The organism is Pseudomonas sp. M20, from assembly GCF_045037865.1.
Lineage (GTDB): Bacteria > Pseudomonadota > Gammaproteobacteria > Pseudomonadales > Pseudomonadaceae > Aquipseudomonas.
Window position 1 is genome coordinate 94033 of the sequence record NZ_CP173611.1, and the last position, 26269, is coordinate 120301.

Annotated in this window: 19 protein-coding genes and 1 riboswitch; of the genes, 12 read left to right on the forward strand and 7 right to left on the reverse strand. The window is 59.2% G+C overall.

Features of this window, described 5'->3' with window-relative positions:
- Window positions 1–143 precede the first annotated feature (143 nt).
- The gene (locus ACI514_RS00470) at window positions 144–962 is read left to right on the forward strand and encodes a M48 family metallopeptidase (RefSeq protein ID WP_007912815.1); all 819 of its coding nucleotides are present in this window, start codon (window positions 144–146) and stop codon (window positions 960–962) included.
- A gap of 15 nt (window positions 963–977) precedes the next feature.
- On the opposite strand, the gene ACI514_RS00475 is transcribed toward ACI514_RS00470, so the two are convergent.
- The 4 genes from ACI514_RS00475 to ACI514_RS00490 all read right to left on the reverse strand — a co-directional run bounded on the left by ACI514_RS00475 (window position 978) and on the right by ACI514_RS00490 (window position 4495).
- Window positions 978–1514: a hypothetical protein gene (locus ACI514_RS00475; protein WP_160059373.1), complete on the reverse strand. Its 537-nt coding sequence runs from the start codon at window positions 1512–1514 to the stop codon at window positions 978–980.
- Window positions 1515–1648: 134 nt separating this feature from the next.
- Entirely contained in the window at window positions 1649–2236 is a 588-nt protein-coding gene (locus tag ACI514_RS00480) for a TMEM165/GDT1 family protein (RefSeq protein WP_160059372.1), read from the reverse strand.
- An 88-nt stretch (window positions 2237–2324) separates the two neighbouring features.
- Window positions 2325–2447, reverse strand: a riboswitch (yybP-ykoY riboswitch).
- A 51-nt stretch (window positions 2448–2498) separates the two neighbouring features.
- Window positions 2499–3497, reverse strand: a complete 999-nt coding sequence (locus ACI514_RS00485) for a methyltransferase (RefSeq protein WP_405122887.1) — start codon at window positions 3495–3497, stop codon at window positions 2499–2501.
- Window positions 3498–3529: 32 nt separating this feature from the next.
- Entirely contained in the window at window positions 3530–4495 is a 966-nt protein-coding gene (locus ACI514_RS00490) for a 2-hydroxyacid dehydrogenase (RefSeq protein ID WP_160059370.1), read from the reverse strand.
- A 91-nt stretch (window positions 4496–4586) separates the two neighbouring features.
- Here ACI514_RS00490 and ACI514_RS00495 point away from each other — a divergent pair, with 91 nt between their 5' ends.
- The gene (locus ACI514_RS00495; protein WP_129395456.1) at window positions 4587–5216 is read left to right on the forward strand and encodes a LysE family translocator; all 630 of its coding nucleotides are present in this window, start codon (window positions 4587–4589) and stop codon (window positions 5214–5216) included.
- Window positions 5217–5304: 88 nt separating this feature from the next.
- Here ACI514_RS00495 and ACI514_RS00500 read toward each other — a convergent pair whose 3' ends face one another.
- Window positions 5305–6069 (reverse strand): helix-turn-helix domain-containing protein, encoded by a 765-nt coding sequence (locus tag ACI514_RS00500; protein ID WP_160059369.1) that lies wholly within the window; start codon window positions 6067–6069, stop codon window positions 5305–5307.
- Between the two features lie 85 nt (window positions 6070–6154).
- On the opposite strand from ACI514_RS00500, the gene ACI514_RS00505 reads away from it, so the two are divergent.
- The 5 genes from ACI514_RS00505 (at window position 6155) to ACI514_RS00525 (ending at window position 15834) form a co-directional block, all read left to right on the forward strand.
- On the forward strand, window positions 6155–7339 hold the full coding sequence (locus ACI514_RS00505) for an MFS transporter (protein ID WP_405122888.1): 1185 nt from the start codon (window positions 6155–6157) through the stop codon (window positions 7337–7339).
- A gap of 146 nt (window positions 7340–7485) precedes the next feature.
- Entirely contained in the window at window positions 7486–9168 is a 1683-nt protein-coding gene (locus ACI514_RS00510) for a fatty acid--CoA ligase (protein WP_160059367.1), read from the forward strand.
- A 337-nt stretch (window positions 9169–9505) separates the two neighbouring features.
- On the forward strand, window positions 9506–11395 hold the full coding sequence (locus ACI514_RS00515) for a DUF1302 domain-containing protein (protein ID WP_160059366.1): 1890 nt from the start codon (window positions 9506–9508) through the stop codon (window positions 11393–11395).
- A gap of 26 nt (window positions 11396–11421) precedes the next feature.
- Window positions 11422–12786: a DUF1329 domain-containing protein gene (locus tag ACI514_RS00520; protein ID WP_160059365.1), complete on the forward strand. Its 1365-nt coding sequence runs from the start codon at window positions 11422–11424 to the stop codon at window positions 12784–12786.
- 315 nt (window positions 12787–13101) lie between these two features.
- On the forward strand, window positions 13102–15834 hold the full coding sequence (locus ACI514_RS00525; protein WP_160059364.1) for a LuxR C-terminal-related transcriptional regulator: 2733 nt from the start codon (window positions 13102–13104) through the stop codon (window positions 15832–15834).
- Window positions 15835–15934: 100 nt separating this feature from the next.
- Here the strand turns inward: ACI514_RS00525 and ACI514_RS00530 are convergent, their stop codons facing one another.
- Window positions 15935–20467: a M10 family metallopeptidase C-terminal domain-containing protein gene (locus tag ACI514_RS00530; RefSeq protein ID WP_405122889.1), complete on the reverse strand. Its 4533-nt coding sequence runs from the start codon at window positions 20465–20467 to the stop codon at window positions 15935–15937.
- A gap of 201 nt (window positions 20468–20668) precedes the next feature.
- On the opposite strand from ACI514_RS00530, the gene ACI514_RS00535 reads away from it, so the two are divergent.
- Window positions 20669–21313, forward strand: coding sequence for an MBL fold metallo-hydrolase (locus ACI514_RS00535; RefSeq protein WP_405122890.1), 645 nt, complete (start codon window positions 20669–20671; stop codon window positions 21311–21313).
- A 117-nt stretch (window positions 21314–21430) separates the two neighbouring features.
- Window positions 21431–22168 (forward strand): OmpA family protein, encoded by a 738-nt coding sequence (locus ACI514_RS00540; protein ID WP_405122891.1) that lies wholly within the window; start codon window positions 21431–21433, stop codon window positions 22166–22168.
- Window positions 22169–22394: 226 nt separating this feature from the next.
- Here the strand turns inward: ACI514_RS00540 and ACI514_RS00545 are convergent, their stop codons facing one another.
- Window positions 22395–22829 (reverse strand): YhcB family protein, encoded by a 435-nt coding sequence (locus tag ACI514_RS00545; protein WP_160059360.1) that lies wholly within the window; start codon window positions 22827–22829, stop codon window positions 22395–22397.
- A 144-nt stretch (window positions 22830–22973) separates the two neighbouring features.
- On the opposite strand from ACI514_RS00545, the gene ACI514_RS00550 reads away from it, so the two are divergent.
- From ACI514_RS00550 to zapE, 3 genes are all read left to right on the forward strand, one after another.
- Window positions 22974–23603, forward strand: coding sequence for an alpha/beta hydrolase (locus ACI514_RS00550; protein ID WP_034156488.1), 630 nt, complete (start codon window positions 22974–22976; stop codon window positions 23601–23603).
- A 24-nt stretch (window positions 23604–23627) separates the two neighbouring features.
- Window positions 23628–24983 (forward strand): tryptophan--tRNA ligase, encoded by a 1356-nt coding sequence (locus ACI514_RS00555; protein WP_160059359.1) that lies wholly within the window; start codon window positions 23628–23630, stop codon window positions 24981–24983.
- A gap of 90 nt (window positions 24984–25073) precedes the next feature.
- A complete protein-coding gene (zapE, locus tag ACI514_RS00560) occupies window positions 25074–26168 on the forward strand; it encodes a cell division protein ZapE (protein WP_160059358.1) in 1095 nt (364 codons plus the stop codon).
- Window positions 26169–26269 lie beyond the last annotated feature (101 nt).

Consider the following 26269-nt stretch of genomic DNA (forward strand, 5'->3'; position numbering starts at 1 on the left):
TGCTGCGGGCTTGGTGAACGCTGTGAATTTTTTACGACAGTTTTGGCGGGAAACGTCTGAAAGTCGCTGCAACACGTCCGTTGTATCTGGCGTCGATACAATTACCCGCCTAGGATACGCGCAGGTTTTCAGGGAGCTTTTGAATGAACAAGACATTGGTTGTAAGTGCACTGAGCGCAGCGCTGTTGCTGGCCGGTTGTCAGTCGGTCAACACCACCAGCGGCGGTGCCGTGGGTGTGGAGCGCAAGCAGTACATGTTCAGCATGCTGTCCTCGCAAGAGGTCGACCAGATGTATGCCCAGTCGTATCAGAAGACCGTCGGCGAGGCCTCCAGCAAAGGTGTGCTGGACAAGACCAGTCCCGAGGCCAAGCGGGTTCAGGCGATTGCCAACCGCCTGATCGCCCAGGCGCCGAACTTCCGTCCGGATGCGGCGCAATGGCAATGGGAAGTCAATCTGATCAAGAGCGATGAACTCAACGCCAATTGCGGGCCTGGCGGCAAGATCATTTTCTACACCGGGCTGATCGACAGCCTGAAACTCACCGACGATGAAATTGCCGCGGTCATGGGCCATGAAATCGCCCACGCCTTGCGCGAGCACGGTCGTGAAGCGATGTCCAAAGCCTACGGGATTGAAATGGCCAAGCAGGGTGCGGGTGCGTTGCTCGGTCTGGGTCAGGACAGCCTGGCGCTGGCCGACACCGTGGCCAACTACGGCATGACCCTGCCGAACAGTCGTGCCAACGAAAACGAAGCTGATCTGATTGGTCTGGAGCTGGCCGCTCGTGCGGGCTACAACCCGAATGCCGCGATCACTCTGTGGAACAAGATGAGCAAGGCGTCGGAAGGTTCGCCGCCGGAGTTCATGAGCACTCACCCGGCTTCGACCAGCCGGATCGCCTCGTTGCAGGCGGCGATTCCGAAGGTTATGCCGTTGTACGAACAGGCGCCGAAATCCTGAGTAAAAAAGGTGCTCTCACAGCGAGAGCGCCTTGACCCGTTTTATTTGCCGGGCTATGCATTTGGCAAAGTTGTCTCTTAGCACGGAGCCTGGTGAGGGCAGTAGATAATCGATGAAGATGTAGTTACCGCGCGGGTCGTAGTCATGATCTTTCCCAAACACGAGGAAGAACTCGCACTCGAACTTGAACTCTCGAGCGTTTTTCTTTGTGAAGTTGATCCTGAACGGGTTTCCCGCACCGTCTGAAATTGTGAAGTGGGTCGGCGTGCCTGCGGCAGGAAACGTCCAATAGTAACTGTCGGATGAGTCACTCCCGTATTCAGTAGCACGACTCCTGTAACCACCAAAGTTTTGAGCGAGCAGGTCAGCTCTCCCGTCCAGGAATGCCAATTCTTTCAGACCGTTTTCAGTGAGCCCTGTCAGCAGGAAATGCACCCGCTTCGGATCAAATTCATCGACGGTTATCTTGTACGCGCAAGAATGGCTGAAAGGCATGTAGGGAATGATGATGCCGGACTTGCTTAGTTTGGAGTAATGCTTGGGCTTGCTCATGATTACGATCCTTGTGAAGTTCAGTGAGATCAGAAGTCATGAATGTAGGCCCGTTAATACGGTGACGATAGCTGTCAACTCTGACAGCTATCGGTCGCCTTATATTGATAGGTAGTTTGTATCGTCGGTTAGCGTTATCCAACCCATCCGCTGCTCTGCATCGCCTTGTACACCGCAACGATTGCCAGAATCATGAACGCCGAAGCCGCAAGGCGACGGATCAAGGTCAGGGGCAATTTGTCCGCAGCAAAATTACCCGCCAGCACCACCGGCACGTTGGCAATCAACATGCCCGCAGTGGTACCGATAATTACCAGCCACAGATCCGGGTATTGCGCCGCGAGCATCACCGTCGCGACCTGAGTCTTGTCGCCCATCTCCGCCAGGAAGAACGCAATCAGCGTGGTCAGGAACGGCCCGAACTTGCGCGCGGTGCTGGTTTCATCGTCATCCATTTTGTCCGGGACCAGCGTCCACAACGCCGTGGCTGTGAAGCTCGCCGCGAGGATCCAGTGCAGTGTCGCATTCGAGAAGAAACTGCCGAACCAGGCGCCTACCGCACCGGCTGCTGCGTGGTTGGCCAGGGTCGCAGCGACAATGCCGGCAATGATCGGCCAGGGTTTGCGGAAGCGAGCGGCGAGAATCAGCGCGAGCAGTTGCGTCTTGTCGCCGATTTCGGCCAAGGCAACGATTGCGGTGGGAACGAGTAACGAGTCCAGCATCAGGATTTCCTAAGGGGCGGGTCGACACGGCTATGACACGTACAGCCTTCCCGCCCCGGGTAAGGTGTGCGTGTCATAGGTCTTGTCAAACCCTGCGATCCGTCTGCTGCGGACGCTTGGGTCGCATACGCCATGATCTGAGGATCAAGTATGTTGACGTATGCCGGACGAGCATGGCGCTCGTGGGAGACTACTCCCCTAGGACGGAGCGGATTCTGCCTAGGCAAATCCGATTGAGCAAGCCTCTTTTTTAAAAGAGGTTTCAGCCGCGCTTGGCTCGGTAAATCCGGAAACCATTGCCTTCGGCCTTGATTGCACAGACGCCCAGATGCTCTTCGATCAGCGGTTGATACTTGAGGAAGCTGTTCGCCACCAAGCGCAGTTCGCCGCCATTTTTCAGATGTTTGGCTGCTTTTCGCAGCAAGTTCTCGGTTGCGAAATAATCGGTGTGCACGCCGACATGGAACGGTGGATTGCTCAGAATCGCACTCAAACCCATCGGCGCGGCATCGATACCATCACCAGTCAGCACTTCAGCTTCCAAACCGTTGGCCGCCAATGTCAGGCGGCTGCTGGCGGCGGCGAAGGCATCGACATCGAGCAGGGTCACCTGATTGTGCGGGTAGCGACGTTTGACCGCAGCGCCCAGAACCCCTGCACCGCAGCCGAAGTCGAGCAGATGGCCGCTCGGCAGTTTGTCCAGATGCTCCAGCAGCAGGGCACTGCCGCGATCCAGTCGACCGTGGCTGAACACGCCCGGCAGACTGATGACTTTCAGCGGGCCTTCGGCCAGTGGCAATTCATAGATCTGCGCCAGGCTCTCCAGGGATTTCGCTTCCGGCGCGCTTGCCACGGTGACCTGCCAGAGCTGGCAGTGCCGCGCGCTGTCGAGTTTGCGCGGCTTGCCGAACGGGTTGAGCTGCTTGGATGCGCCTTCGATGCCGCTGCGCTTTTCCCCGACCAGAAATACTTCACGCCCGGCCAGACGCGAGGCCACGGCATTGAGGATGTAATCGGTCAGGTCTTTGGACTTGGGCAGGAACACCACGACGCTGTCGAACTCGCGCTCCGGCACGTTCACGCCGAAATGGCTGCGGCCTTCGAAACGGGCGTCCAGCGCGGCCTGGTCGCCGGCATGCCAGCACCAGCCGAATGCGTTGGGCAGGCGCCCAAGCAAATCGTCGGCGGGCAAACCGGCCAGCAACAGCGAACCTTGAAACAACTCGGGCTGACGAAGCAGTACTTCACTGCGCGGATCCATAACTGCTCCTCAAAAAAAAGTGCCGCAGTTTATCAACTGACGACCCGCAGCGCCTTACCGCTGAAGAACGCCTGAGCGTTTTCGGTCAATTGGCCGACGATGCGTTGCCGTGCTTCGCGACTACCCCAGGCGTTGTGGGGTGTAACGATCAGGCGTGGGATGTCCGCCGCGAGCAACGGATTGCCTTGGGTCGGCGGCTCGACACTCAACACATCGGTAGCCGCGCCGCCGAGGTGGCCATTGCGCAAGGCATCGGCCAGCGCCTGTTCATCGATCAGACCGCCACGGGCGGTGTTGACCACGAACGCGCCTGGCTTCATCGAAGCCAGTTCGCGGGCGCCGATGAAATGGCGAGTGTGTTCGTTGAGCGGACAGTGCAGGGTGAGGGCGTCGATTTGCGGTAGCAGTTCATTCAGCGGCAAACGATCCGGGCGAGCAGGGCGGCCCGGAATCTGCCCGAGCAACACGCGCATGCCGAACGCTTCGGCCAGTCGCGCCACAGCGCCGCCGAGTTCGCCATGGCCGAGCAAACCGAGGGTTTTGCCCTCCAGTTCGACAATCGGGTAGTCGAGCAGGCAGAACTGTTTGGCCTGCTGCCAACGACCTTCGCCGACAGCTTTCTGATAATCGGCCAGACGCGTGGCGAGGTTGAGCAGCAACATGATCGTGTGCTGCGCCACCGACGGCGTGCCGTAACCCTGACAGTTGCACACGGTGATGCCCTGAGCGCGGGCGGCAGCAAGGTCGACGTTGTTGGTGCCGGTGGCGGTGATCAGGATCAGTTTCAGATCGGGATTGGCGGCCATCGCGGCGGCGTCGATCAGGATCTTGTTGCTGATCGCCACGCTGGCACCTTGCAGGCGCTCGGCAACTTGCTCGGGCAAGGTCTGGGCGAATAGCTGCAGATCGCTGAAACACTCGCGCAACGGACTGAGGTCCAGATCGCCGAGATCCAGCGAAGGGTGATCAAGGAATACCGCGCGGCGCGTGTTCGTCATCAACTGTACCTTTTGTGCTGTGAGCGTTGGGCGTAATCTGCCGAGCCTACCAGATGAAACAAATTGATACGCTTGGCCGAAAGGAGCCCCCATGTACTGGACCGAGTTCTTGACCGTTGCACTGATCCACTTGCTGGCCGTCGCCAGCCCTGGCCCGGACTTTGCCGTGGTGGTGCGCGAGAGCGTGACCCATGGTCGTCGCGCCGGTACCTGGACCGCGCTGGGCGTAGGCACGGCGATTTTCCTGCACGTCGGTTATTCGCTGCTCGGCATCGGCCTGATCGTGTCGCAATCGATCGTGTTGTTCAACGCGTTGAAATGGGCAGCGGCGGCTTACTTGCTGTACATCGGTTTCAAAGCCTTGCGTGCGCAACCAGCAAAAACCGTGACCGATGATCTGCACAAGGAGGCCGGTGTGCGCACCGCTCGCGGCGCGTTCACCTCGGGCTTTGTGACCAACGGTCTGAATCCGAAAGCCACGCTGTTCTTCCTGTCGCTGTTCACGGTGGTGATCAACCCGCACACGCCGCTGGCGGTGCAGGCCGGTTATGGCGTTTATCTCGCCGTTGCGACGGCCATCTGGTTTTGCCTGGTGGCGATGCTGTTCAGCCAGCAACGCGTGCGTGCCGGTTTCGCCCGCATGGGTCACTGGTTCGATCGCACCATGGGCGCGGTGCTGATCGCTCTCGGCGTGAAAATCGCGTTTACCGAGATGCATTGATTGCCTTTTGTAGGAGTTGCCGAAGGCTGCGATCTTTTGATCTTGTCTTTTTACAACAAAATCAAAAGATCGCAGCCTTCGGCAGCTCCTACACGAGTTCGCTGAGCTTGCTCAGTGTGTTGAGGTAATCGCGGGGATTCTCCCCGAGCAAACGGCGGAACATCGCGCTGAACGCCCGCGCGCTGCCGTAACCCAGATCCCGCGCCACACGCTGCACGCTGTCCCCGGCGAGCAGACGTGGCAGGGCTTCCATCAAGCGCAGTTGCTGGCGCCAGGCGTTGAAACTCATCTGCACTTGTTGCTGAAACAGCCGCGCTAACGTCCGTGAGCTGGCGCCGACCTGCTGCGCCCAGTCTTCCAGCGTATTGGGGTGATCGGGCGTGTGCAGCAGCGCCAGACAGATGTTTTGCAGGCGCCGGTCGGTGGGCATCGGAATGTGCAGTGGCAGGTTTTCCAGGCTGGCGAGTTCTTCCAGCATCAATTGCTGAATCAGCGGATTGTCGGCATGCGGCGGCCCTTGCACCGCGCGCAGGATCAGCTCTCGCAGCAACGGCGTCACCGCCAGCACACAGCATTGTTGCAGGGCGGCCGGCGACAGCGCGGGCGAGATGAACAGCGAGCGCATCTGCACGTCGCCGCTCATGAAAATCTCGTGCGCCACCTCGGGCGGAATCCACACTGCACGACTCGGTGGAATCACCCAGGCACCCGATTCCGTGACCACGCGCATGATGCCACTGACGGCATACAACAACTGCGCCTCACGATGCAGATGCAACGGCTGGTGCGCGCCGTCCAGGTAATCCCGGGGGTAGGCGCTCACCGGACCGTATTCGAAATGGCTGATCAACATGTCTGATTGAGTGACTTATGTGGCAGGAATGCGCTTTTTCGCCAACTTAGCATAGGTGGTACACAACAACGTAAAGCGTGCCGCCATGAATCAATCCAGAAACGTCATTCGCTATATCAACGCCGCGCATGTGATCGATCACATGTTCATGCTGATTTTTCCCACCGCCGTGCTCGGCATGACTCAGGCCTTCGGTCTCGATTACGCCGCGCTGATCGGCTTGTCGCTGGGCGGCTTCATTGCCTTCGGCGCCTGTTCGCTACCCGCTGGTTGGCTCGGCGATCACTGGAGCCGGCGGCAGATGATGCTGGTGTTTTTCTTCGGTATCGGCGCTTCGGCGATCTTCACCGGGCTGAGCAACAGTCCGAGCATGCTGGTGATCGGCCTGACCCTGATCGGTATTTTTGCCGCGATTTACCATCCGGTCGGCACGGCGATGCTGGTGGCTTATGCGCAAAACCGTGGCCGTGAAATCGGCATCAACGGCATGTGGGGCAATCTGGGCGTGGCGTTTTCGGCGCTGATCACAGGCTTGCTGGTGGCGCAGTTCGGCTGGCGCTCGGCGTTTCTGATGCCGGGCGCAGTGGCGATTGTGCTGGGGGTTGGCTTCGCCTTGCAGGTGCGTGAAGAACCCATTCCGAAGCGCCTGCACACACCACTCAAAGGTGCCGCCGGCCAGCGCATTTCGATGGTCATGGTGTTCGGCGTGCTGGCGCTGGCCACCGCCACTGGCGGCGTGGTGTTCAACGCCACCACCATGACTTATCCGAAACTGTTTGAGGAACGTTTGCATGAGCTGTTCGCTTCGCCGCAAACCCTCGGCGTGGTGGTCAGTCTGGCCTATGCCTTTGGCGCGGTGGCGCAGTTGAGCATTGGCCGGGTGTTGCATCGTCTCAGCCTGAAATGGCCGTTCATTGTCCTGACGCTGTGCCAGGCACCGCTGTTATTTGCGCTGGCCTATGCCGATGGCTGGGCGGTGATCGCCCTTGGGGCAGCGTTCATGTTCGTGGTGTTTGGTCAGGTAACAGTGAACGATGCGATGGTCGCCAACTTCGTCGCCCCGCAATGGCAATCGCGAATCTTCGCCCTGCGTTATTGTTTATCGTTCGGCGCCAGTGCTACGGCGATTCCACTGATTTCCTATGTCGAACCGCGCCATGGTTTTGTAGGCCTGTACTTGATTCTTGCGGGTTTCGGAGCTTTGACCTTCCTCGCTGCGGTGGTTTTCCCACGCACGCCTTCTGAAGAGGCTGTGGGACAAACCGCCTGACCGAAGACGAAAACCGGCAAATGCTGGCGCAAAGCTAGCATTTGTACGGCTTTGCAAATCATTCCTTTGGCTGATTTGGCAGGCGTATAAGGGTTCTAGAGTACCAATCTCTACGCCAACACCGTGCAGTCAGAAAAGGGATTCTTATGTTGCAGACTCGCGTCATTCCCCCGGCCGATGGGGCCTACCAGTATCCATTGCTGATCAAACGGCTGCTGATGTCCGGGGCCCGTTACGAGAAAACCCGCGAGATCATTTACCGCGACCAGATTCGCTATAGCTACCCGACCCTGATCGAGCGCGTGGCGCGGTTAGCCAACGTGCTGACGACGGCCGGTGTGAAGGCCGGTGACACTGTGGCGGTGATGGACTGGGACAGCCATCGTTACCTGGAATGCATGTTTGCGATTCCGATGATTGGCGCGGTGATCCACACGATCAACGTGCGCCTGTCGCCGGAGCAGATCCTCTACACCATGAACCATGCCGAAGACCGCTTTGTGCTGGTCAACAGCGAGTTCGTCGGACTGTACCAGGCGATCGCACCGCACCTGACTACGGTCGAGAAAACCCTGCTGCTGACCGATCTGCCGGAGAAAACCGCCGATCTGCCGAATCTGGTCGGCGAGTACGAGCAACTGCTGGCGGCGGCGAGTCCGCAGTACGATTTCCAGGACTTCGACGAAAACTCCGTCGCCACCACGTTTTACACCACCGGCACCACCGGCAACCCGAAGGGCGTGTATTTCACCCATCGGCAACTGGTGCTGCACACCATGGGCGTGTCGACGATCATGGGCTCGATCGACAGCGTGCGCCTGCTTGGCACCAACGATGTGTACATGCCGATCACGCCGATGTTCCACGTCCACGCCTGGGGCCTGCCGTACGTGGCGACCATGCTTGGCCTTAAACAGGTTTATCCGGGGCGCTACGATCCCGAGTTTCTGGTGGAGCTGTGGCGCAAGGAAAAGGTCACCTTCTCCCATTGCGTGCCGACCATCCTGCAGATGCTGCTCAATGCCAAAGGGGCGCAAGGCACCGATTTCGGCGGCTGGAAAATTGTCATTGGCGGCAGTGCGCTCAACCGCACGCTGTATGAAACCGCGAAGGCGCGCGGCATTCAGCTGACTGCCGCGTATGGCATGTCGGAAACGGGTCCGCTGGTGTCCTGTGCGCACCTCAATGACGAGTTGATGGCCGGCACCGAAGACGAACGCACCACTTACCGGATCAAGGCCGGTGTACCGGGGCCGCTGGTGGAAGCGGCGATTGTCGACGGCGAGGGTAACTTTCTCCCGGCCGATGGCGAGACTCAAGGCGAATTGGTGCTGCGTGCGCCGTGGCTCACCGAAGGCTATTTCAACGAGCCGCAGAAGGGCGCCGAGCTCTGGGCCGGCGGCTGGTTGCACACCGGCGATGTCGCCACGCTCGACAGCATGGGCGTGATCGACATCCGCGACCGCATCAAGGACGTGATCAAGACCGGCGGCGAGTGGATCTCTTCGCTGGACCTCGAAGACCTGATCAGTCGTCACGTCGCGGTACGCGAAGTAGCAGTGGTGGGCATCGCCGACCCGCAGTGGGGCGAGCGCCCGTTTGCCTTGCTGGTGATCCGCGAAGGGCATGTGATCGGGGCACGTGAGCTCAAGGAGCACCTCAAGCCGTTCGTGGAATTGGGCCACTTGAGCAAGTGGGCGATTCCGAGTCAGATCGCCCTTGTTACCGAAATTCCCAAGACCAGTGTCGGCAAGCTCGACAAGAAGCGCATCCGCCTCGATATCACCGAATGGCAGGCCAACAACAGCACCTTCCTCTCGACACTTTAAGTGTCTGCTGGCGCGCCGAAAACGGCGCGCCAGACCCACCAAGCAAGCGCTTGGCTTGTGAAATCGAAAAAATCAGCCATCCTTGCCGTGCCGACATGCGTCGGTCTGGCGAAAGGACTGTTCCAGAGTGGCCGGCAGCTGCAAATCACACTTTAGAGGGATCAAGCGGTACCACCTGCTGGCTATAGTCCGCTCAAGGATTTTTAAGAACGGAGCACACGCACAAATCGGGGCGATGCATCTTTGAAGTGATTTCGGGTTGTCTCTGGCACCCGGTCCTTCAGGCGTTTTTAAAAGTACTCACTGCCATAACAATAATGCACATGGAGTAGCGTCGATGACCTCAGTAAACCAGTTCTGGCGCCGGGCGAAACTGCCTCTGGCAGTCAGTCTTGCCTCTTCGCTCGCCGGGCCCGCATTCGGCGTCAGTTTCAACGTCGGTGAAATCGAGGGCCAGTTCGACTCGTCCCTGTCGATCGGTGCCAGTTGGTCTACTCAGAGCCCGAACAAGAACCTCATTGGCGTCAACAACGGCGGCCACGGCCTGTCGCAGACGTCCGATGACGGTCACGCCAACTTCAAGAGCGGTGAAACCTTTTCGAAGATCTTCAAGGGCATCCATGACCTTGAACTGAAATACGGCGACACCGGTGTGTTCGTCCGTGGCAAGTACTGGTACGACTTCGAACTCAAGGATGAAAGTCGCGAGTTCAAGGACATCAGTGATTCGGGTCGCAAAGAGGGCGCCAAGTCGTCCGGCGGGCAGATCCTCGACGCCTTCGTCTACCACAACTACGCGATTGCCGATCAGCCGGGTTCCGTGCGTCTGGGCAAGCAGGTGGTGAGCTGGGGTGAAAGTACCTTCATCGGCGGCGGCATCAACTCGATCAACCCGATCGACGTTTCCGCGTTCCGTCGTCCGGGCGCCGAGATCAAGGAAGGCCTGATCCCGGTCAACATGTTCTACGTGTCCCAGAGCCTCACCGAAAACCTGTCGGCCGAAGCGTTCTATCAACTGGAATGGGACCAGACCGTCGTCGATAACTGCGGCACGTTCTTCTCGCAGCCGGACATCGTCGCCGACGGTTGCAACGACAACCTGCGCGTGCTGAACAAGCGTTCGCAAATCCCGGCCGTGGCCCTTGGCCCATTGGCCGCCAACGGCGTCAGCGTCAACGAAGAGGGCGTTCTGGTGCGCCGTGGCCCGGACCGCGATGCGCGTGACAGCGGCCAGTGGGGCGCGTCCTTCAAGTACATGTACGAGCCGCTCGATACCGAGTTCGGCGCCTACTTCATGAACTACCACAGCCGTGCGCCGATCTTCAGCGCCACCGGTGCGCCGCAATCGGTCTACAACACGGCGCGCGCGCTGCCGGGGCCGTTTGCGGCACTTGCACCGCTGCTGGTCGCGGGCAATTCGAACTACTTCATTGAATACCCTGAAGACATTCGCCTCTACGGTCTGAGCTTCTCCACCACCCTGCCTACCGGTACGGCGTGGAGCGGTGAGATCAGCTACCGTCCGAACGCGCCGGTGCAACTGAACTCCACCGACATCCTGTTCGCCGGTGTGCGTCCGATCGGCGGCGCACTGACCAACGCTTCGATACTCAATGGTGTGCCGGGTCAAGACCTGCACGGTTACGAGCGCAAGGAAATCACCCAGATCCAGACAACGTTCACGCACTTCTTCGATCAGGTCATGGGCGCCAGCCGTCTGACCCTCGTCGGTGAAGTCGGCGCGACCTACGTCGGCGGGCTGGAAAGCCGTTCCGACAAGCGTTATGGCCGCGATCCGGTGTATGGCCCGGGCGAGTTGCCGGCCACTGGCACCACCAACACCTGCGCCAACATTCTCAACGCCAGCACCATCAACGGTGCAGGACCGGGTTCGCCGCAGAACAACCGCAGCCGCAATTGCGATAACGACGGCTTCACCACCTCGATGTCGTGGGGCTACCGCGGTCGCGCCATCTGGGAATACAACGACGTCTTCGCCGGTGTGAACCTCAAGCCGAACGTGGCCTGGTCCCACGACGTCAGCGGTTACTCGCCAGGCCCTGGCGGCAACTTCGAGGAAGGTCGCAAAGCGGTCAGCCTGGGCGTCGATGCCGAATACCAGAACACCTACACCGCGAGCCTGGCTTACACCAACTTCTTCGACGGCAAGTACACCACTGTGGATGACCGCGACTTCGTTGCGCTCAGCTTCGGCGTGAACTTCTAAGCACTGCATTCAGGACGAACGAATTTATGAAAATAACAAAGAGTCTGTTCCACGCCGGTGTTCTGGGCCTGTCGCTGCTGGCGACAGGTGTCATGGCGGCGGTGCCAGCTGCCGAAGCGGACAAGCTGGGCAAGAGCCTGACGCCGATGGGCGCGGAAATGGCCGGCAATGCCGACAATTCGATCCCGGCGTGGAAGCCGCTGCCGAAAAATGCCGGCAGCGTCGATGCGCGGGGCTTCCTGTCCAACCCTTACGCCAGCGAACAACCGCTGTTCACCATCACCGCCAAGGATGTCGACAAGTACAAGGACAAACTGGCGCCGGGCCAATACGCGATGTTCAAGCGTTACCCGGAGACCTTCAAGATGCCGGTTTATCCGTCCCACCGTGGCGCAACCGTGCCGGATGACGTGTTCGCCGCGATCAAGAAAAACGCCACCACCACCAATCTGGTGTCCGGCGGCAACGGTCTGGAAAACTTCGATACGGCAGTGCCGTTCCCGATTCCGAAAAGCGGTGTGGAAGTCATCTGGAACCACATCACCCGCTATCGCGGTGGCAGCGTGACCCGTCTGGTGACCCAGGCCACGCCGCAACCGAACGGCTCGTACAGCCTGGTGTACTTCCAGGATCAGTTCGTGTTCCGCGACAAGATGAAGGACTACGACCCGAAAAATCCGGGCAACATCCTGTTCTACTTCAAGCAGAAAGTGACCGCGCCGGCGCGTCTGGCCGGTGGTGTGCTGCTGGTGCACGAGACTCTCGATCAGGTCAAAGAGCCACGTTCGGCGTGGGTCTACAACGCCGGCCAGCGTCGTGTGCGTCGTGCGCCACAAGTATCCTATGACGGTCCGGGTACTGCGGCGGATGGCCTGCGGACTTCCGACAACCTCGACATGTTCAACGGTGCGCCGGATCGCTACGACTGGAAGCTCGAAGGCAAGAAAGAGATGTACATCGCCTCCGATAGCTACAAGCTCGACGATCCGAAACTGAAGTACGCCGACATCATCAAGGCCGGCCACATCAATCAGGATCTGGCGCGTTACGAGCTGCGCCGCGTGTGGCATGTGGTAGCAACCCTGAAGGAAGGTCAGCGCCACATCTACGCCAAACGTGACTTCTACATCGACGAAGACACCTGGCAAGCCGCGGTGATCGATCACTACGACGGTCGTGGCCAACTGTGGCGCGTTGCCGAAGCGCATGCCGAGAACTACTACGACAAGCAAGTCCCGTGGTACGCCCTGGAAACCCTCTACGACCTGCAGTCCGGCCGCTATCTGGCACTGGGCATGAAGAACGAGGAAAAGAGTGCGTATGACTTCGGCTTCACTGCCACCACCAGCGACTTCACCCCGGCCGCACTGCGTCAGGATGGTGTTCGCTAACCCGCTGTAATTCGAGGCCGCATCCTCGTGAAAACGCCCCGACTGGTTCGGGGCGTTTTTTTTGCTTTTTCTGGCGCACTGTTGAACCGCTTTTGTAGGAGCTGCCGCAGGCTGCGATCGTTTGATCTTGCTTTGGATTTTGAAAGGTCAAAGTCAAAAGATCGCAGCCTGCGGCAGCTCCTACGGGGTTGGGTTCAAAGGTTCGTGTAGCCTTTTTGTAGCCATTTGTAGCAGCAACCTTCATAACCGGTTCGTTTAAGGCTAGTCTGCGGACATCTGCAACGCCGCCAACAGCAATTCGAACAAGAGCCGGCCATGACTGATCTGTCCCCACTTCCGGGTCCCGCAAGTGTTGCTGTCGCGGCATTGGACGGGCGTTTTTTTCGCCCGCCGTTGCCCGACGGTTACGTCTTGCGACCACGTCTTTGCGAGCGCCTGCAGGCCGGGCTCGGTGGGCGGCTGTTGCTGGTCAGCGCCCCTGCCGGGTTCGGCAAGAGTTCTCTGGCGGTGGAGTTCTGTCAGAGTCTGCCGCCGCAATGGCAAAGTCTCTGGCTCGGCCTGAGTCCTCGCGACAGTGACCCCGGCCGCTTTCTCGAGCGTTTGCTCGAAGGCTTGCAGGACTACTTTCCGCAACTGGGCAGTCGCGCACTCGGCCTGCTGAAAATGCGCCAACGCCATCAGCCATTTGCCTTCGAAGAGTGGCTCGACGGTTTGCTTGATGAGCTGGCGCTGCACCTCGATTCCGCTGCACCACTGCTGCTGGTGCTCGACGATTATCATCTCGCCCAAGGCCCGGTGCTTGACCGTTGCCTGCAATTTTTTCTCAATCACCTGCCTGATGGCTTGCTGGTGATGGTCACCAGTCGCCAGCGCCCGGACTGGCATCTGGCGCGCTTGCGTCTGTCCCGACAGTTGCTGGAGTTGCATGAACAGGATCTGCGCCTGACCCACGACGAAGCGCTGACCTTGCTTGATCGCCACAGCAGCTCACTGCGCGGTGAAGCGCTGGAAAACCTGATCCAGCGCAGCGAGGGCTGGGTCGCCGGTTTACGTTTCTGGCTGCTTGCGGTGTCTGAGGCCGGCAGCGATGCGGCGTTACCGCAAGCGCTGAACGGCGGTGAAGGGCTGATCCGCGACTATCTGCTGGAAGAGGTCATCGACTGTCTGCCAGCAGAAGTGCAAGCCTTTCTCTACGAGACGGCGCCACAGGAACGCTTCTGCAGTGAGCTGTGCGATGCCGTGCGCGAAGCTCATGACAGCGCCGAGATCCTGCGTTTCCTGTTGGCGCATCAGGTCTTTCTGGTGCCGCTGGACGAGCACGGTCACTGGTATCGCTATCACCATCTGTTCTCGGATCTGCTGCGCAGCCGGCCGATTGCGCAAGCGATGGTGCCGACTGCAACGCTGCATTTGCGTGCCTGTCGCTGGTTCAACGCACAGGGGCTGCTGGATGAAGCGGTTGAACAGGCGTTGCGCGCCGGTCACCTCGATGTCGCCGCGAACCTGGTGCAGAACCTCTCCGAGGAGCAACTGCTGGCCGAGCAAAACGTCGGCATGCTGCTGCGTTGGAAAATGGATTTGCCCGACAGCCTGCTGATCAGCACGCCGCGGCTGATCGTTCTCTACAGTTGGGCGCTGGGGCTGGCCTGCCAGCTCGATGCCGCCGAGGAGTTGTCCAGCCACTTGAGCCGCTTCCTGCCGGCACCTTCGGCCACCGCGCAAAAGTCGATGCTGGCGCAATGGCTGGCACTTAGCGGAATCATTGCCCGTGGTCGCGGCCATCGTGAGCTGACGCTCAGATACTGCAGTGAAGCTTTGGAAAGCCTGCCGGCGAAACGTTATGGCCAGCGGCTGATGTGTTTATCGACCCTGTCTAATCTGGCCATCGCCGACGGCGATCTGTGGCGTGCACGCGGTCTTAACCGTGAATCCCTTGAACTGGCGCAACGGGTCGGCAATCCGCTGTTCGAAGCTTTGGCCCATTACGACCGTGCACGGGTGTTGCAATCACGTGGTGAAATTCTGCGCGCACTGGATGAAGTCCATCAGGGTCTTGAGCGCCTGCGCGGTCTATCGCCGCAACGCCTGTACGCGGTGCGCGCACGGCTGACCCTGTACGAGGGCTTCCTGTTGGCCATGCGCTTGCAGCCTCAGGCCGCGCGCGCACGTTTGATGGCCGGGATCGGCGAGGCACGGGCCTGTCGCGATATCAGCGTGTTGATCGGCCACTGCGTCATCGCTCGACTGGACGGCAGCAGTGGCGAGTTCGCCAAGGCCTTTGCCGAACTCGCCGAAGCCGAACGCCTGATGCATATCTGGGACGTGCCGCCGATCTACTATCTGGCGATGATCACGCTGGTCAAATGTGAACTGTGGCTGGCGCAGGGGCGCACTGATCTGGCCGAGGCCTGGCTCGCACGGCTTGGTCAGACGTACACGGGTGAACGCGCCGCTGCGCCGCCAGAGTTTCATCCTCAGTTGCCGTTGCATGTTGAACTGCAACAGGCGTTGCTCGACATGATTCAAGGGCATCCGATGCTCGCCGAAGGGCGGCTGAATGTATTGCATGAAAACGGTCAGCAGACCGGGCGGCAGTTGCTCAGTGTGATGGCGTTGACGCAAAAAGTGGCGTTGCTGTTGGTGGGTGGACGAGAGACTGAGGCCCGCAAAGCATTGAGTCAGGCACTGGAAGCGGCGGCGGGGGGCGTGCTGCAACCGTTCGATACCTTGGTGAAGGGGCATGCGGACTGGTTGCGCGGGCAATTGCAGATGATACCGACATTATCAGGGCAGCAATTGCTGGAGCATTTTCCGCCTGCGGCGGGACGTCCAGTCGTTGAGTCTGGTGCCGCCGAACAGCTCAGTAGCAGGGAGCTTGCAGTGCTACGCCTGATCGCCCAAGGCTGTTCGAACCAGCAGATCAGCGAGCAATTGTTCATCTCGCTTCATACGGTGAAAACCCATGCCAGCCATATCAACAGCAAATTGGGGGTGGAGCGTCGAACTCAGGCGGTCGCGCGGGCCAAGGAGCTAGGTGTTCTTGATTAGCCGCCGTACCAGTCAATAAAAAAAACGCCCCGAACCAGTCGGGGCGTTTTTTGTGGCTGCGGTCTCTTCTACAGACCGGCCGGTACAAGCGCGACGAAGATCACGCCACCAGATCAGTGGCGTTGAAGTTGTTGACACCGACCAGCTGGATTTCAAAATCCGCACCGACGTTGCCGCTGACGTTGCCCGACAGCACTTGGTCGACGAAGCGCAACTGGCCTGCGCCGGTGAAGTCGTTGGCGCCAATGAAGGAAAAACCATTGAAGCCCGCGGTCAGCAGGTTGGCATCGAAGTGGGTCAGATCGATCTTGTCACCTTGGGCACTGCTAAAGTCCGTGATGACATCGCGCAGGCTGCCAAGGCCGCTCTCGTTCCAAGCGTTGAAAATGAACACGTCCGCACCAATGCCGCCGGTCAGCGAATCTGTCCCGAGTCCGCCGATCAGAAGGTCATTGCCCGCGCCGGCATTCAGCAAATTGTTACCGTCGTTGCCGGTCAGGCTGTTGTTCAATGCGTTACCCGAGCCATTGAGGTTGGTGCTGCCGGTGAGTACGAGGTTTTCCAGATTGTCGCCCAGGGCCCAGTCGATGGAGGCGCGTACAGTGTCGATTTCGCCCGCCAGGGTGCTGGTTTCAATCGTGCTGTCGTAGACGTTGTCGACGATATAGGTGTCGTTGCCCAGACCGCCAATCATGGTGTCGCCACCCAGGCGGCCGTCCAGCACGTTATCGCCGGCGTTACCGATGAGGGTGTTGTTGGTCCAGTTGCCGGTGCCGTTGATGGCGTTGCCGATCAGGATCAGTTGCTCGACGTTGGCCCCCAGGGTGTAGTCGATGGAGGAGTACACCTGGTCGATGGCGGTCAGCGAGGTATCGGTTTCGATGACGACATCGCCGATGTTGTCGACGTAGTAGGTGTCGATGCCGTCGCCACCGATCATGGTGTCAGCGCCGAGGCCACCGTTGAGCACGTTGTTCAGTGCATTACCGGTCAGCGTGTTGTTCAGTGCGTTGCCGTTGCCATTGATGGCCGAGCCGGTCAGCACCAGGTTTTCCAGATTGGCCCCCAGGGTCCAGTTGACGGAAGAACGTACGGTATCGATCTCACTGATCAGGGTGCTGTTTTCCCTTACGATGTCGGAGACGTTGTCGACGATGTAAGTGTCGTTGCCCAGACCGCCGACCAGCACGTCGGCACCCACGCCACCGTCAAGGACGTTATCGCCATCATTGCCGATGATGCCGTTGTTCACCGAGTTGCCCGTGCCGTTGAGGTTGGCATTGCCGGTCAGTATGAGGTTTTCCAGGTTGGCGCCCAGGGTCCAGTCAATCGAGGCGCGTACAGTGTCGATTTCGCCCGCCAGGGTGCTGGTTTCAATCGTGCTGTCGTAGACGTTGTCGACGATATAGGTGTCGTTGCCCAGACCGCCAATCATGGTGTCGCCACCCAGGCGTCCGTCCAGCACGTTGTCGCCGGCGTTACCGATGAGGGTGTTGTTGGTCCAGTTGCCGGTGCCGTTGATGGCGTTGCCGATCAGGATCAGTTGCTCGACGTTGGCCCCCAGGGTGTAGTCGATGGAGGAGTACACCTGGTCGATGGCGGTCAGCGAGGTATCGGTTTCGATGACGACATCGCCGATGTTGTCGACGTAGTAGGTGTCGATGCCGTCGCCACCGATCATGGTGTCAGCGCCGAGGCCACCGTTGAGCACGTTGTTCAGTGCGTTACCGGTCAGCGTGTTGTTCAGTGCATTGCCGTTGCCATTGATGGCCGAGCCGGTCAGCACCAGGTTTTCCAGATTGGCCCCCAGGGTCCAGTTGACGGAAGAACGCACGGTATCGATTTCGTTCGCCAGAGTGCTGGTTTCAATCGTGCTGTCGTAGACGTTGTCGACGATGTAGGTGTCGTTGCCCAGACCGCCAATCATGGTGTCGCCACCCATGCGGCCGTCCAGCACGTTGTCGCCAGCGTTACCGATGAGGGTGTTGTTGGTCCAGTTGCCGGTGCCGTTGATGGCGTTGCCGATCAGGACCAGTTGCTCGACGTTGGCCCCCAGGGTGTAGTCGATGGAGGAGTACACCTGGTCGATGGCGGTCAGCGAGGTATCGGTTTCGATGACGACATCGCCGATGTTGTCGACGTAGTAGGTGTCGATGCCGTCGCCACCGATCATGGTGTCAGCGCCGAGGCCGCCGTTGAGCACGTTGTTCAGTGCGTTACCGGTCAGCGTGTTGTTCAGTGCGTTGCCGTTGCCGTTGATGGCCGAGCCGGTCAGCACCAGGTTTTCCAGGTTGGCGCCCAGGGTCCAGTCCAGCGAAGAGCGCACGGTATCGATCTCACTGATCAGGGTGCTGTTTTCCCTTACGATGTCGGAGACGTTGTCGACGATGTAGGTGTCGTTGCCCAGACCACCGACCAGGACGTCGGCACCCGCGCCACCGTCGAGGATGTTATCGCCATCGTTGCCTGCGATGTCGTTGTTCGCCGAGTTGCCCGTGCCGTTGAGGTTGGCATTGCCGGTCAGTACGAGGTTTTCCAGGTTGGCGCCCAGGGTCCAGTTGACCGAAGAGCGCACGGTATCGATTTCGCCCGCCAGAGTGCTGGTTTCAATCGTGCTGTCGTAGATGTTGTCGACGATGTAGGTGTCGTTGCCCAGACCGCCAATCATGGTGTCGCCACCCATGCGGCCGTCCAGCACGTTGTCGCCGGCGTTACCGATGAGGGTGTTGTTGGTCCAGTTGCCGGTACCGTTGATAGCGTTGCCGATCAGGACCAGTTGCTCGACGTTGGCCCCCAGGGTGTAGTCGATGGAGGAGTACACTTGGTCGATGGCGGTCAGCGAGGTATCGGTTTCGATGACGACATCGCCGATGTTGTCGACGTAGTAGGTGTCGATGCCGTCGCCACCGATCATGGTGTCAGCGCCGAGGCCGCCGTTGAGCACGTTGTTCAGTGCATTACCGGTCAGCGTGTTGTTCAGTGCGTTGCCGTTGCCATTGATGGCCGAGCCGGTCAACACCAGGTTTTCCAGATTGGCACCCAGGGTCCAGTCCACCGAAGAACGTACGGTATCGATCTCACTGATCAGGGTGCTGTTTTCCCTTACGATGTCGGAGACGTTGTCGACGATGTAAGTGTCGTTGCTCAGACCGCCGACCAGCACATCGGCACCCACGCCACCGTCAAGGACGTTATCGCCATCATTGCCGATGATGCCGTTGTTCACCGAGTTGCCCGTGCCATTGAGGTTGGCATTGCCGGTCAGTATGAGGTTTTCCAGGTTGGCGCCCAGGGTCCAGTTGACCGAAGAGCGCACGGTATCGATTTCGCCCGCCAGGGTGCTGGTTTCAATCGTGCTGTCGTAGATGTTGTCGACGATGTAGGTGTCGTTGCCCAGACCGCCAATCATGGTGTCGCCACCCATGCGTCCGTCCAGCACGTTATCACCGGCGTTACCGATGAGGGTGTTGTTGGTCCAGTTGCCGGTGCCGTTGATGGCGTTGCCGATCAGGATCAGTTGCTCGACGTTGGCCCCCAGGGTGTAGTCGATGGAGGAGTACACCTGGTCGATGGCGGTCAGCGAGGTATCGGTTTCGATGACAACATCGCCGATGTTGTCGACGTAGTAGGTGTCGATGCCGTCGCCACCGATCATGGTGTCAGCGCCAAGATTGCCATTGAGCGTATTGTTCAGTGCGTTACCGGTCAGGATGTCATCGAAGACAGAGCCGACCGCGTTCTCGATCTTGGCACCATAGGCAATCGCCAGGCCGTCGTTGATCGCTGTCAGAGTGTTGTAATCGACGAACGCCTTTCCGATTTGGCTATAGGCGCCTTCATTCAAGTTGATGCTGACGGGCGCAAGTTGATTGCTGCCATCGATCGTGTCGTTGCCACCGGCATCCCAGATGGTTTCGAAAATCGACTGGTCCGCCGCCCATTTGTACAGGTTGTCACCGGCCTGCCACGTCATATTGGCGCCGTACAGGCTCTGGATCGCCAAGATGTCCAGAACCATCGGTGTGGTCGGTTGATAGGAATAGTTACTGTTGTAACTCATCACCGTGAAGTGCACATCGTCGAGCGAAGGGTCCAGCAGAGTCTTGTTGGTAGCACTGGTGTCGAACGGATGCTTGAGGCCCAGCGCATGACCGATTTCATGCACGAACGTCATGAAGTCGTAACTGCCTTTGACGGGATTCGGGTCATTGGTTGCCTCGCCGACCCAGACATCGCCACCCGCAGGCAGATTCTCAGGAAAATAGGCCCAGGCCGCTGTTTTGTCATCCATCAACCGATAGCCGCCAAAACGCAGGTCGCCAACGTTGGTCAGGGTGTCGCTGGTCAACGTGAAGTTGAGGTTGGCAACCGCGCTCCAGGCACCCAACGCACCGGTTATTGCGGTTTTCTGTGCCGCCGTCAGCTCATACAGAGCGTTGTATTCATTTTTTGGGCTGTAGTCGGTGACGAAGTAAGAAGTTACCGGCGCCATGAAGCTGTAGCTCAAATTAGTCGCCCCGGATGGACTCCAGCCGGATCCCAGCCAGAATTTTCCGGAAATAAGGCTGTCGACGATAGCGTTGCCAGTCAATGAGGCAGGGAAGGCGAAGGAGTAAGTCTTGGGCGTTGGCATGCGGAATTTCCTGAGTACTATGCGGCCCTTCCTGAATGCGACCGCTACAAAAAATGCGATTTTGCACCAGATTTTGTGCGCTTGATATCATTGAGCCATTATTTTCTGATTAATGGCGCCAAATATCTGGCCTGGCGTTCTTTATCGGCCCTTGCAGTAGAATCCTGAGCAAACGCTAATTACCGTCTGTCGAGGATGTTTATGTCTGTTGCCACAACCGCGCTGATTCGCGAAACCTTCCCCGTCGGTCCCCTTCAGTGCAATTGCACGATCATCGGCGATCCCGTTACCAGGAAAGCCATCGTTGTCGACCCGGGCGGCAACCCCGACCTGATCATGGCGCGTCTCGATGCGCATGGCCTGAAAGTCGTCAGCATCATTCACACCCACGCGCATCTCGATCACTTCCTCGCCTCCGGGCAGATGAAGGAAAAAACCGGTGCGACCTTGCACTTGCACAAGGAAGACCAGTTCCTCTGGGACAACCTCGAAATGCAATGCCAGATGTTCGGTGTGCCATATGTTCCGGTGCCATCGCCGGATCGCTGGCTGAGCGACGATGAAGAACTGGCCTGCGGCTGCGGCGTCGCATTGCACACGCCGGGGCATACACCTGGATCCATGAGCTTTTGGTTTTCCGAGGCTAAGCTGTTGATAGCCGGCGACACGTTGTTTCGTCGCGGCGTAGGGCGCACGGATTTGTGGGGCGGCGATCAGGCGACCATCGTGCGTTCGATCAAGCAGCGGCTATACACCTTGGACGAGGACGCGACCGTGGTGACCGGACATGGGCCGGATACGCGTCTGGGGGATGAGATGCGCGAAAACCCGTTTGTGCGCGCCTAAATATTTTGTCACGAGTGCCCGGCGGAATTTTTGTGCATTGTCATGATCAAACGCCCGCGCAGGTCCATTAACCCAGTGGCCGCTGCACCACAGAATGCGAAAAACCAGGAGCTCTCCATGTTCACCAAGCGTCGTTTGATTATTGTCGCTACTGCCGTGGCCTTGCTGTCCGGCTGCGCCTCGCCTAACCCGTATGACAATCAAGGCCAGGCCGAGGGTGGCTCGCAAGGCATGAGCAAAACCGCCAAGTATGGTGGCCTCGGTGCACTCGCCGGCGCACTGGCCGGTGCCGCCATCGGTCACGACAACCGCGGCAAAGGCGCATTGATCGGCGCCGCTGTGGTCGGTGCTTCCGCTGCCGGTTACGGTTATTACGCCGACCAGCAGGAAAAGAAACTGCGCGCGAGCATGGCCAACACTGGCGTTGAAGTGCAGCGCCAGGGCGATCAGATCAAGCTGATCATGCCGGGCAACATCACATTCGCTACCGATTCGGCGAACATCGCCTCCAGCTTCTATCAGCCGTTGAACAATCTCGCGGGCTCGTTGAAAGAGTTCAGCCAGAACCAGATCGAAATCGTTGGCTATACCGACAGCACCGGCGCCCGCCAGCACAACATGGACCTGTCCCAGCGTCGTGCGCAGAGCGTGGCAACCTACCTGACTTCGCAAGGTGTCAGCGGTGCCAATCTGTCGGCCCGTGGCGCCGGTCCGGATAACCCGATTGCCAGCAACGGTGACGTCAATGGCCGGGCGCAGAACCGTCGCGTTGAAGTCAACCTGAAAGCGATTCCGGGTCAGCAGTATGGTGGTCAGCAGCAACAGCAGCCGGGTACGGTTCAGCAGTATCCGTAACTGAATGCCTGAATGAAAAAATGCCCGGTCCTGTGATCGGGCATTTTTATGTCTGGCCTGTGTCGGCCCCTTCGCGAGCAAGCTCGCTCCCACATTTGAAATGCATTCCCCTGTGGGAGCGAGCCTGCTCGCGAAGGGGCCGCTACAAACACCGAAGATTACAGACACAAAAAAGCCCCAGGACACATCACTGTCCGGGGGCTTTTTGTTTGTCAGCGAAGACTGATTATTTCTTCAACCCGTAATGCTCATCGAGCATGCCCGGCGAGTTCGGGGTCTTCGGTGCGTAGTCGCGCGGTGGCTCCTGATCGCGCGGAGGCGTCAGGCGTTCGCGTGGCGCCGCTGCAGCGTCAGCGTGCAGGGCAGCGATCAGGCGCTGGCGGGTCTGCTCGTCCAGGGCCAGACGATTGGCGCCCTCGGCGAGATGATCCTGCACTTCCTGATAGCTCTGGGTCAGTTTCTTGACCAGCATCGCGGTGCTGTTGAAGTGGGTGACCACCTCGTTTTGATAACTGTCGAAACGCTCCTGGATATCATCCAGTTGACGCTGCGTACGGCTCGGCGCGGCGTTCGGCGCAACGCGCGCGATCAGGAATCCAATGGCGACACCCACAACCAGGGCAAGAGTCGGTAACAACCAAACTAAGAGCGAGTGTTCCACGAGTCCTTCCTCTATAAACGGCTTTGCTTTACGTTAACGGCTCGAACCTGCGCTGTATACCGCGATTCACTCGCAATAGATTGGCACAGACAATTTGCTAGACGAGTCGACCCGATTCGAGGTCACGGAGTTCCTTCCTTGCTGATGCGTGAAACCCCTGTAGTGATTGACGGCCCGGTGGGTCAACTTGAGTCTCTGTACCTGGATAACGAGCAGCCAATCGGCATCGCGCTGATCTGCCATCCGAACCCCGTGCAGGGCGGCACCATGCTCAACAAGGTCGTCTCGACCCTGCAGCGCACCGCGCGCGACGCAGGCCTGATCACCCTGCGTTTCAACTATCGCGGCGTTGGCGCCAGCGAAGGTTCGCACGACATGGGTACCGGTGAAGTCGACGATGCCCAGGCTGCCGCCGCATGGCTGCGGGAAAAACACCCGGATCTGCCGCTGACCCTGTTCGGTTTCTCCTTCGGCGGATTTGTTGCAGCAAGTCTCGGCGGTCGTCTCGAAGCCCAAGGCGTGCAGCTCAAGCACCTGTTCATGGTCGCGCCGGCGGTCATGCGCCTGGGCGAGCAGGATCAACTGCCACAGCACGGCGAACTCACGGTGATCCAGCCAGAAACCGACGAAGTCATCGATCCGCAGCTGGTTTACGACTGGTCGGAAAAACTCCAGCGCCCCCATGAGCTGCTGAAAGTGGCAGAATGCGGACACTTTTTTCATGGCAAGCTGACCGATCTCAAGGATCTGATCCTGCCGCGTCTCTCGAATTGATTGCAGTCTGACAAGCGATTACCCATGACGAACCGTACCCGTATCCTCACCGGCATCACCACCACCGGCACGCCGCACCTGGGCAACTACGCCGGCGCCATCCGCCCGGCGATCCTCGCCAGCCGCGACAGCAATGCCGATTCGTTCTATTTCCTGGCCGACTACCACGCCTTGATCAAATGCGATGACCCGCTGCGCATCCAGCGCTCGCGTCTGGAAATCGCTGCGACCTGGCTGGCCGGTGGCCTCGATGTCGACCGTGTGACCTTTTACCGCCAGTCCGACATCCCGGAAATCCCTGAGCTGACCTGGCTGCTGACCTGCGTTGCCGCCAAGGGCCTGCTCAACCGTGCGCACGCTTACAAGGCCTCGGTGGACAAGAACGTCGAAACCGGTGAAGACCCGGATGCCGGCATCACCATGGGCCTCTACAGCTACCCGGTGCTGATGGCCGCGGACATCCTGATGTTCAACGCGCACAAGGTGCCGGTCGGTCGCGACCAGATCCAGCACGTGGAAATGGCCCGCGATATCGGCCAGCGCTTCAACCACCTGTTCGGTCAGGGCAAAGAATTCTTCACCATGCCCGAAGCGCTGATTGAAGAGAGCGTGGCGACGTTGCCGGGCCTCGACGGTCGCAAGATGTCGAAGAGCTACGACAACACCATCCCGTTATTCTCCAGCGCCAAAGAGATGAAGGACGCGATTTCGCGGATCGTCACTGACTCCAAAGCGCCAGGCGAAGCGAAAGATCCGGACAACTCGCACTTGTTTACGCTGTTCCAGGCTTTCGCCACACCGGCGCAGGCTGACGAATTCCGTAGCGAATTGCTCGGCGGTCTGGGTTGGGGCGAGGCGAAGAACCGTCTGTTCCAGTTGCTCGACAACGATCTCGGCGAAGCGCGCGACAAGTATCACCAGTTGATCGAACGTCCGGCAGATCTGGAAGACATCCTGCAGATCGGCGCCAGGAAGGCCCGCGCCGTGGCAACGCCGTTCCTCAACGAACTGCGCGAAGCCGTTGGCCTGCGCTCTTTCGTCAATCAGGTTCAGGTTGCTGCGACCACCAAGAAGAAAGCCGCGAAAGCCGCGCGTTTCGTCAGCTTCCGCGAAGACGATGGCAGCTTCCGTTTCCGTCTGTTGGCGGCCGATGGCGAGCAGCTGCTGTTGTCGCGCAACTTCGCCGACGGCAAAACCGCCGGGCAGGTGACCAAGCAACTGCAATCCGGCCAGCCGCTGGACGTGCGCAGCGAAGACCTGAGCTTCAGCGTGTGGCTGGAAGGCGAGTGCGTTGGCGACAGCCCGGCATTCGCCGACGATGCTGCGCGGGATGCGGCCATCGAGGCTCTGCGCGTCGCGCTGACCCCGGTTCAGGACTAATCGGCGGCACGGTCCGACCAAGGGCCGATTGCCATTCCCACGGGCCATCGCTACAGTGACGGCCCGTTTTTGTTGCCTTGCTAACGAATTATGACGCCCCTAGAACGATACCAAGCTGATCTGAAACGCCCGGATTTCTTCCATGACGCCGCGCAGGAAACCGCTGTGCGTCATTTGCAGCGCCTGTACGACGATCTGATCGCCGCCGATCAGAGCAAGCCGGGTCTGCTGAGCAAACTGTTCGGCAAAAAAGATCAGACGCCGGTCAAAGGTCTGTATTTCTGGGGCGGCGTAGGTCGCGGCAAAACTTACCTGGTCGACACCTTCTTTGAAGCGCTGCCGTTCAAGGAAAAGACCCGCACCCACTTCCACCGCTTCATGAAGCGCGTGCACGAAGAGATGAAAACCCTCGGCGGCGAGAAAAACCCGCTGACCATCATCGCCAAGCGCTTCGCGACCGAGTCGCGGGTGATCTGCTTCGATGAATTCTTCGTCTCCGACATCACCGACGCGATGATCCTCGGCACGCTGATGGAAGAACTGTTCAAGAACGGCGTGACCCTGGTCGCGACCTCGAACATCGTTCCGGACGGTCTGTACAAGGACGGCCTGCAACGCGCGCGTTTCTTGCCGGCGATTGCGCTGATCAAACAGAACACCGAGATCGTCAACGTCGACAGTGGCGTCGACTACCGTCTGCGCCACCTCGAACAAGCGGAACTGTTCCACTATCCGCTCGACGAAGCCGCTCACGAAAGTCTGCGCAAGAGCTTCAAGGCACTGACGCCAGAGTGCACCGCAGCGGTCGAGAACGACGTGCTGATGATCGAAAACCGCGAGATCCGTGCCCTGCGCACCTGCGATGACGTGGCCTGGTTCGACTTCCGCGAACTGTGCGACGGCCCGCGTAGCCAGAACGACTACATCGAACTGGGCAAGATCTTCCACGCCGTGCTGCTCAGCGGTGTCGAGCAGATGAGCGTCACCACCGACGACATCGCCCGCCGCTTCATCAACATGGTCGACGAGTTCTACGACCGTAACGTGAAACTGATCATTTCCGCTGAAGTCGAGCTGAAGGATCTGTACACCGGCGGCCGTTTGAACTTCGAGTTCCAGCGCACGCTGAGCCGACTGTTGGAAATGCAGTCCCACGAATTCCTGTCGCGGGCGCACAAGCCTTAAACAATTTTGCGAGACAAAAAAAGGGCCTGCAATTGCAGGCCCTTTTTTTATATCCAGAATTCACCGCAATACCCTGTAGGAGTGAGCCTGCTCGCGATAGC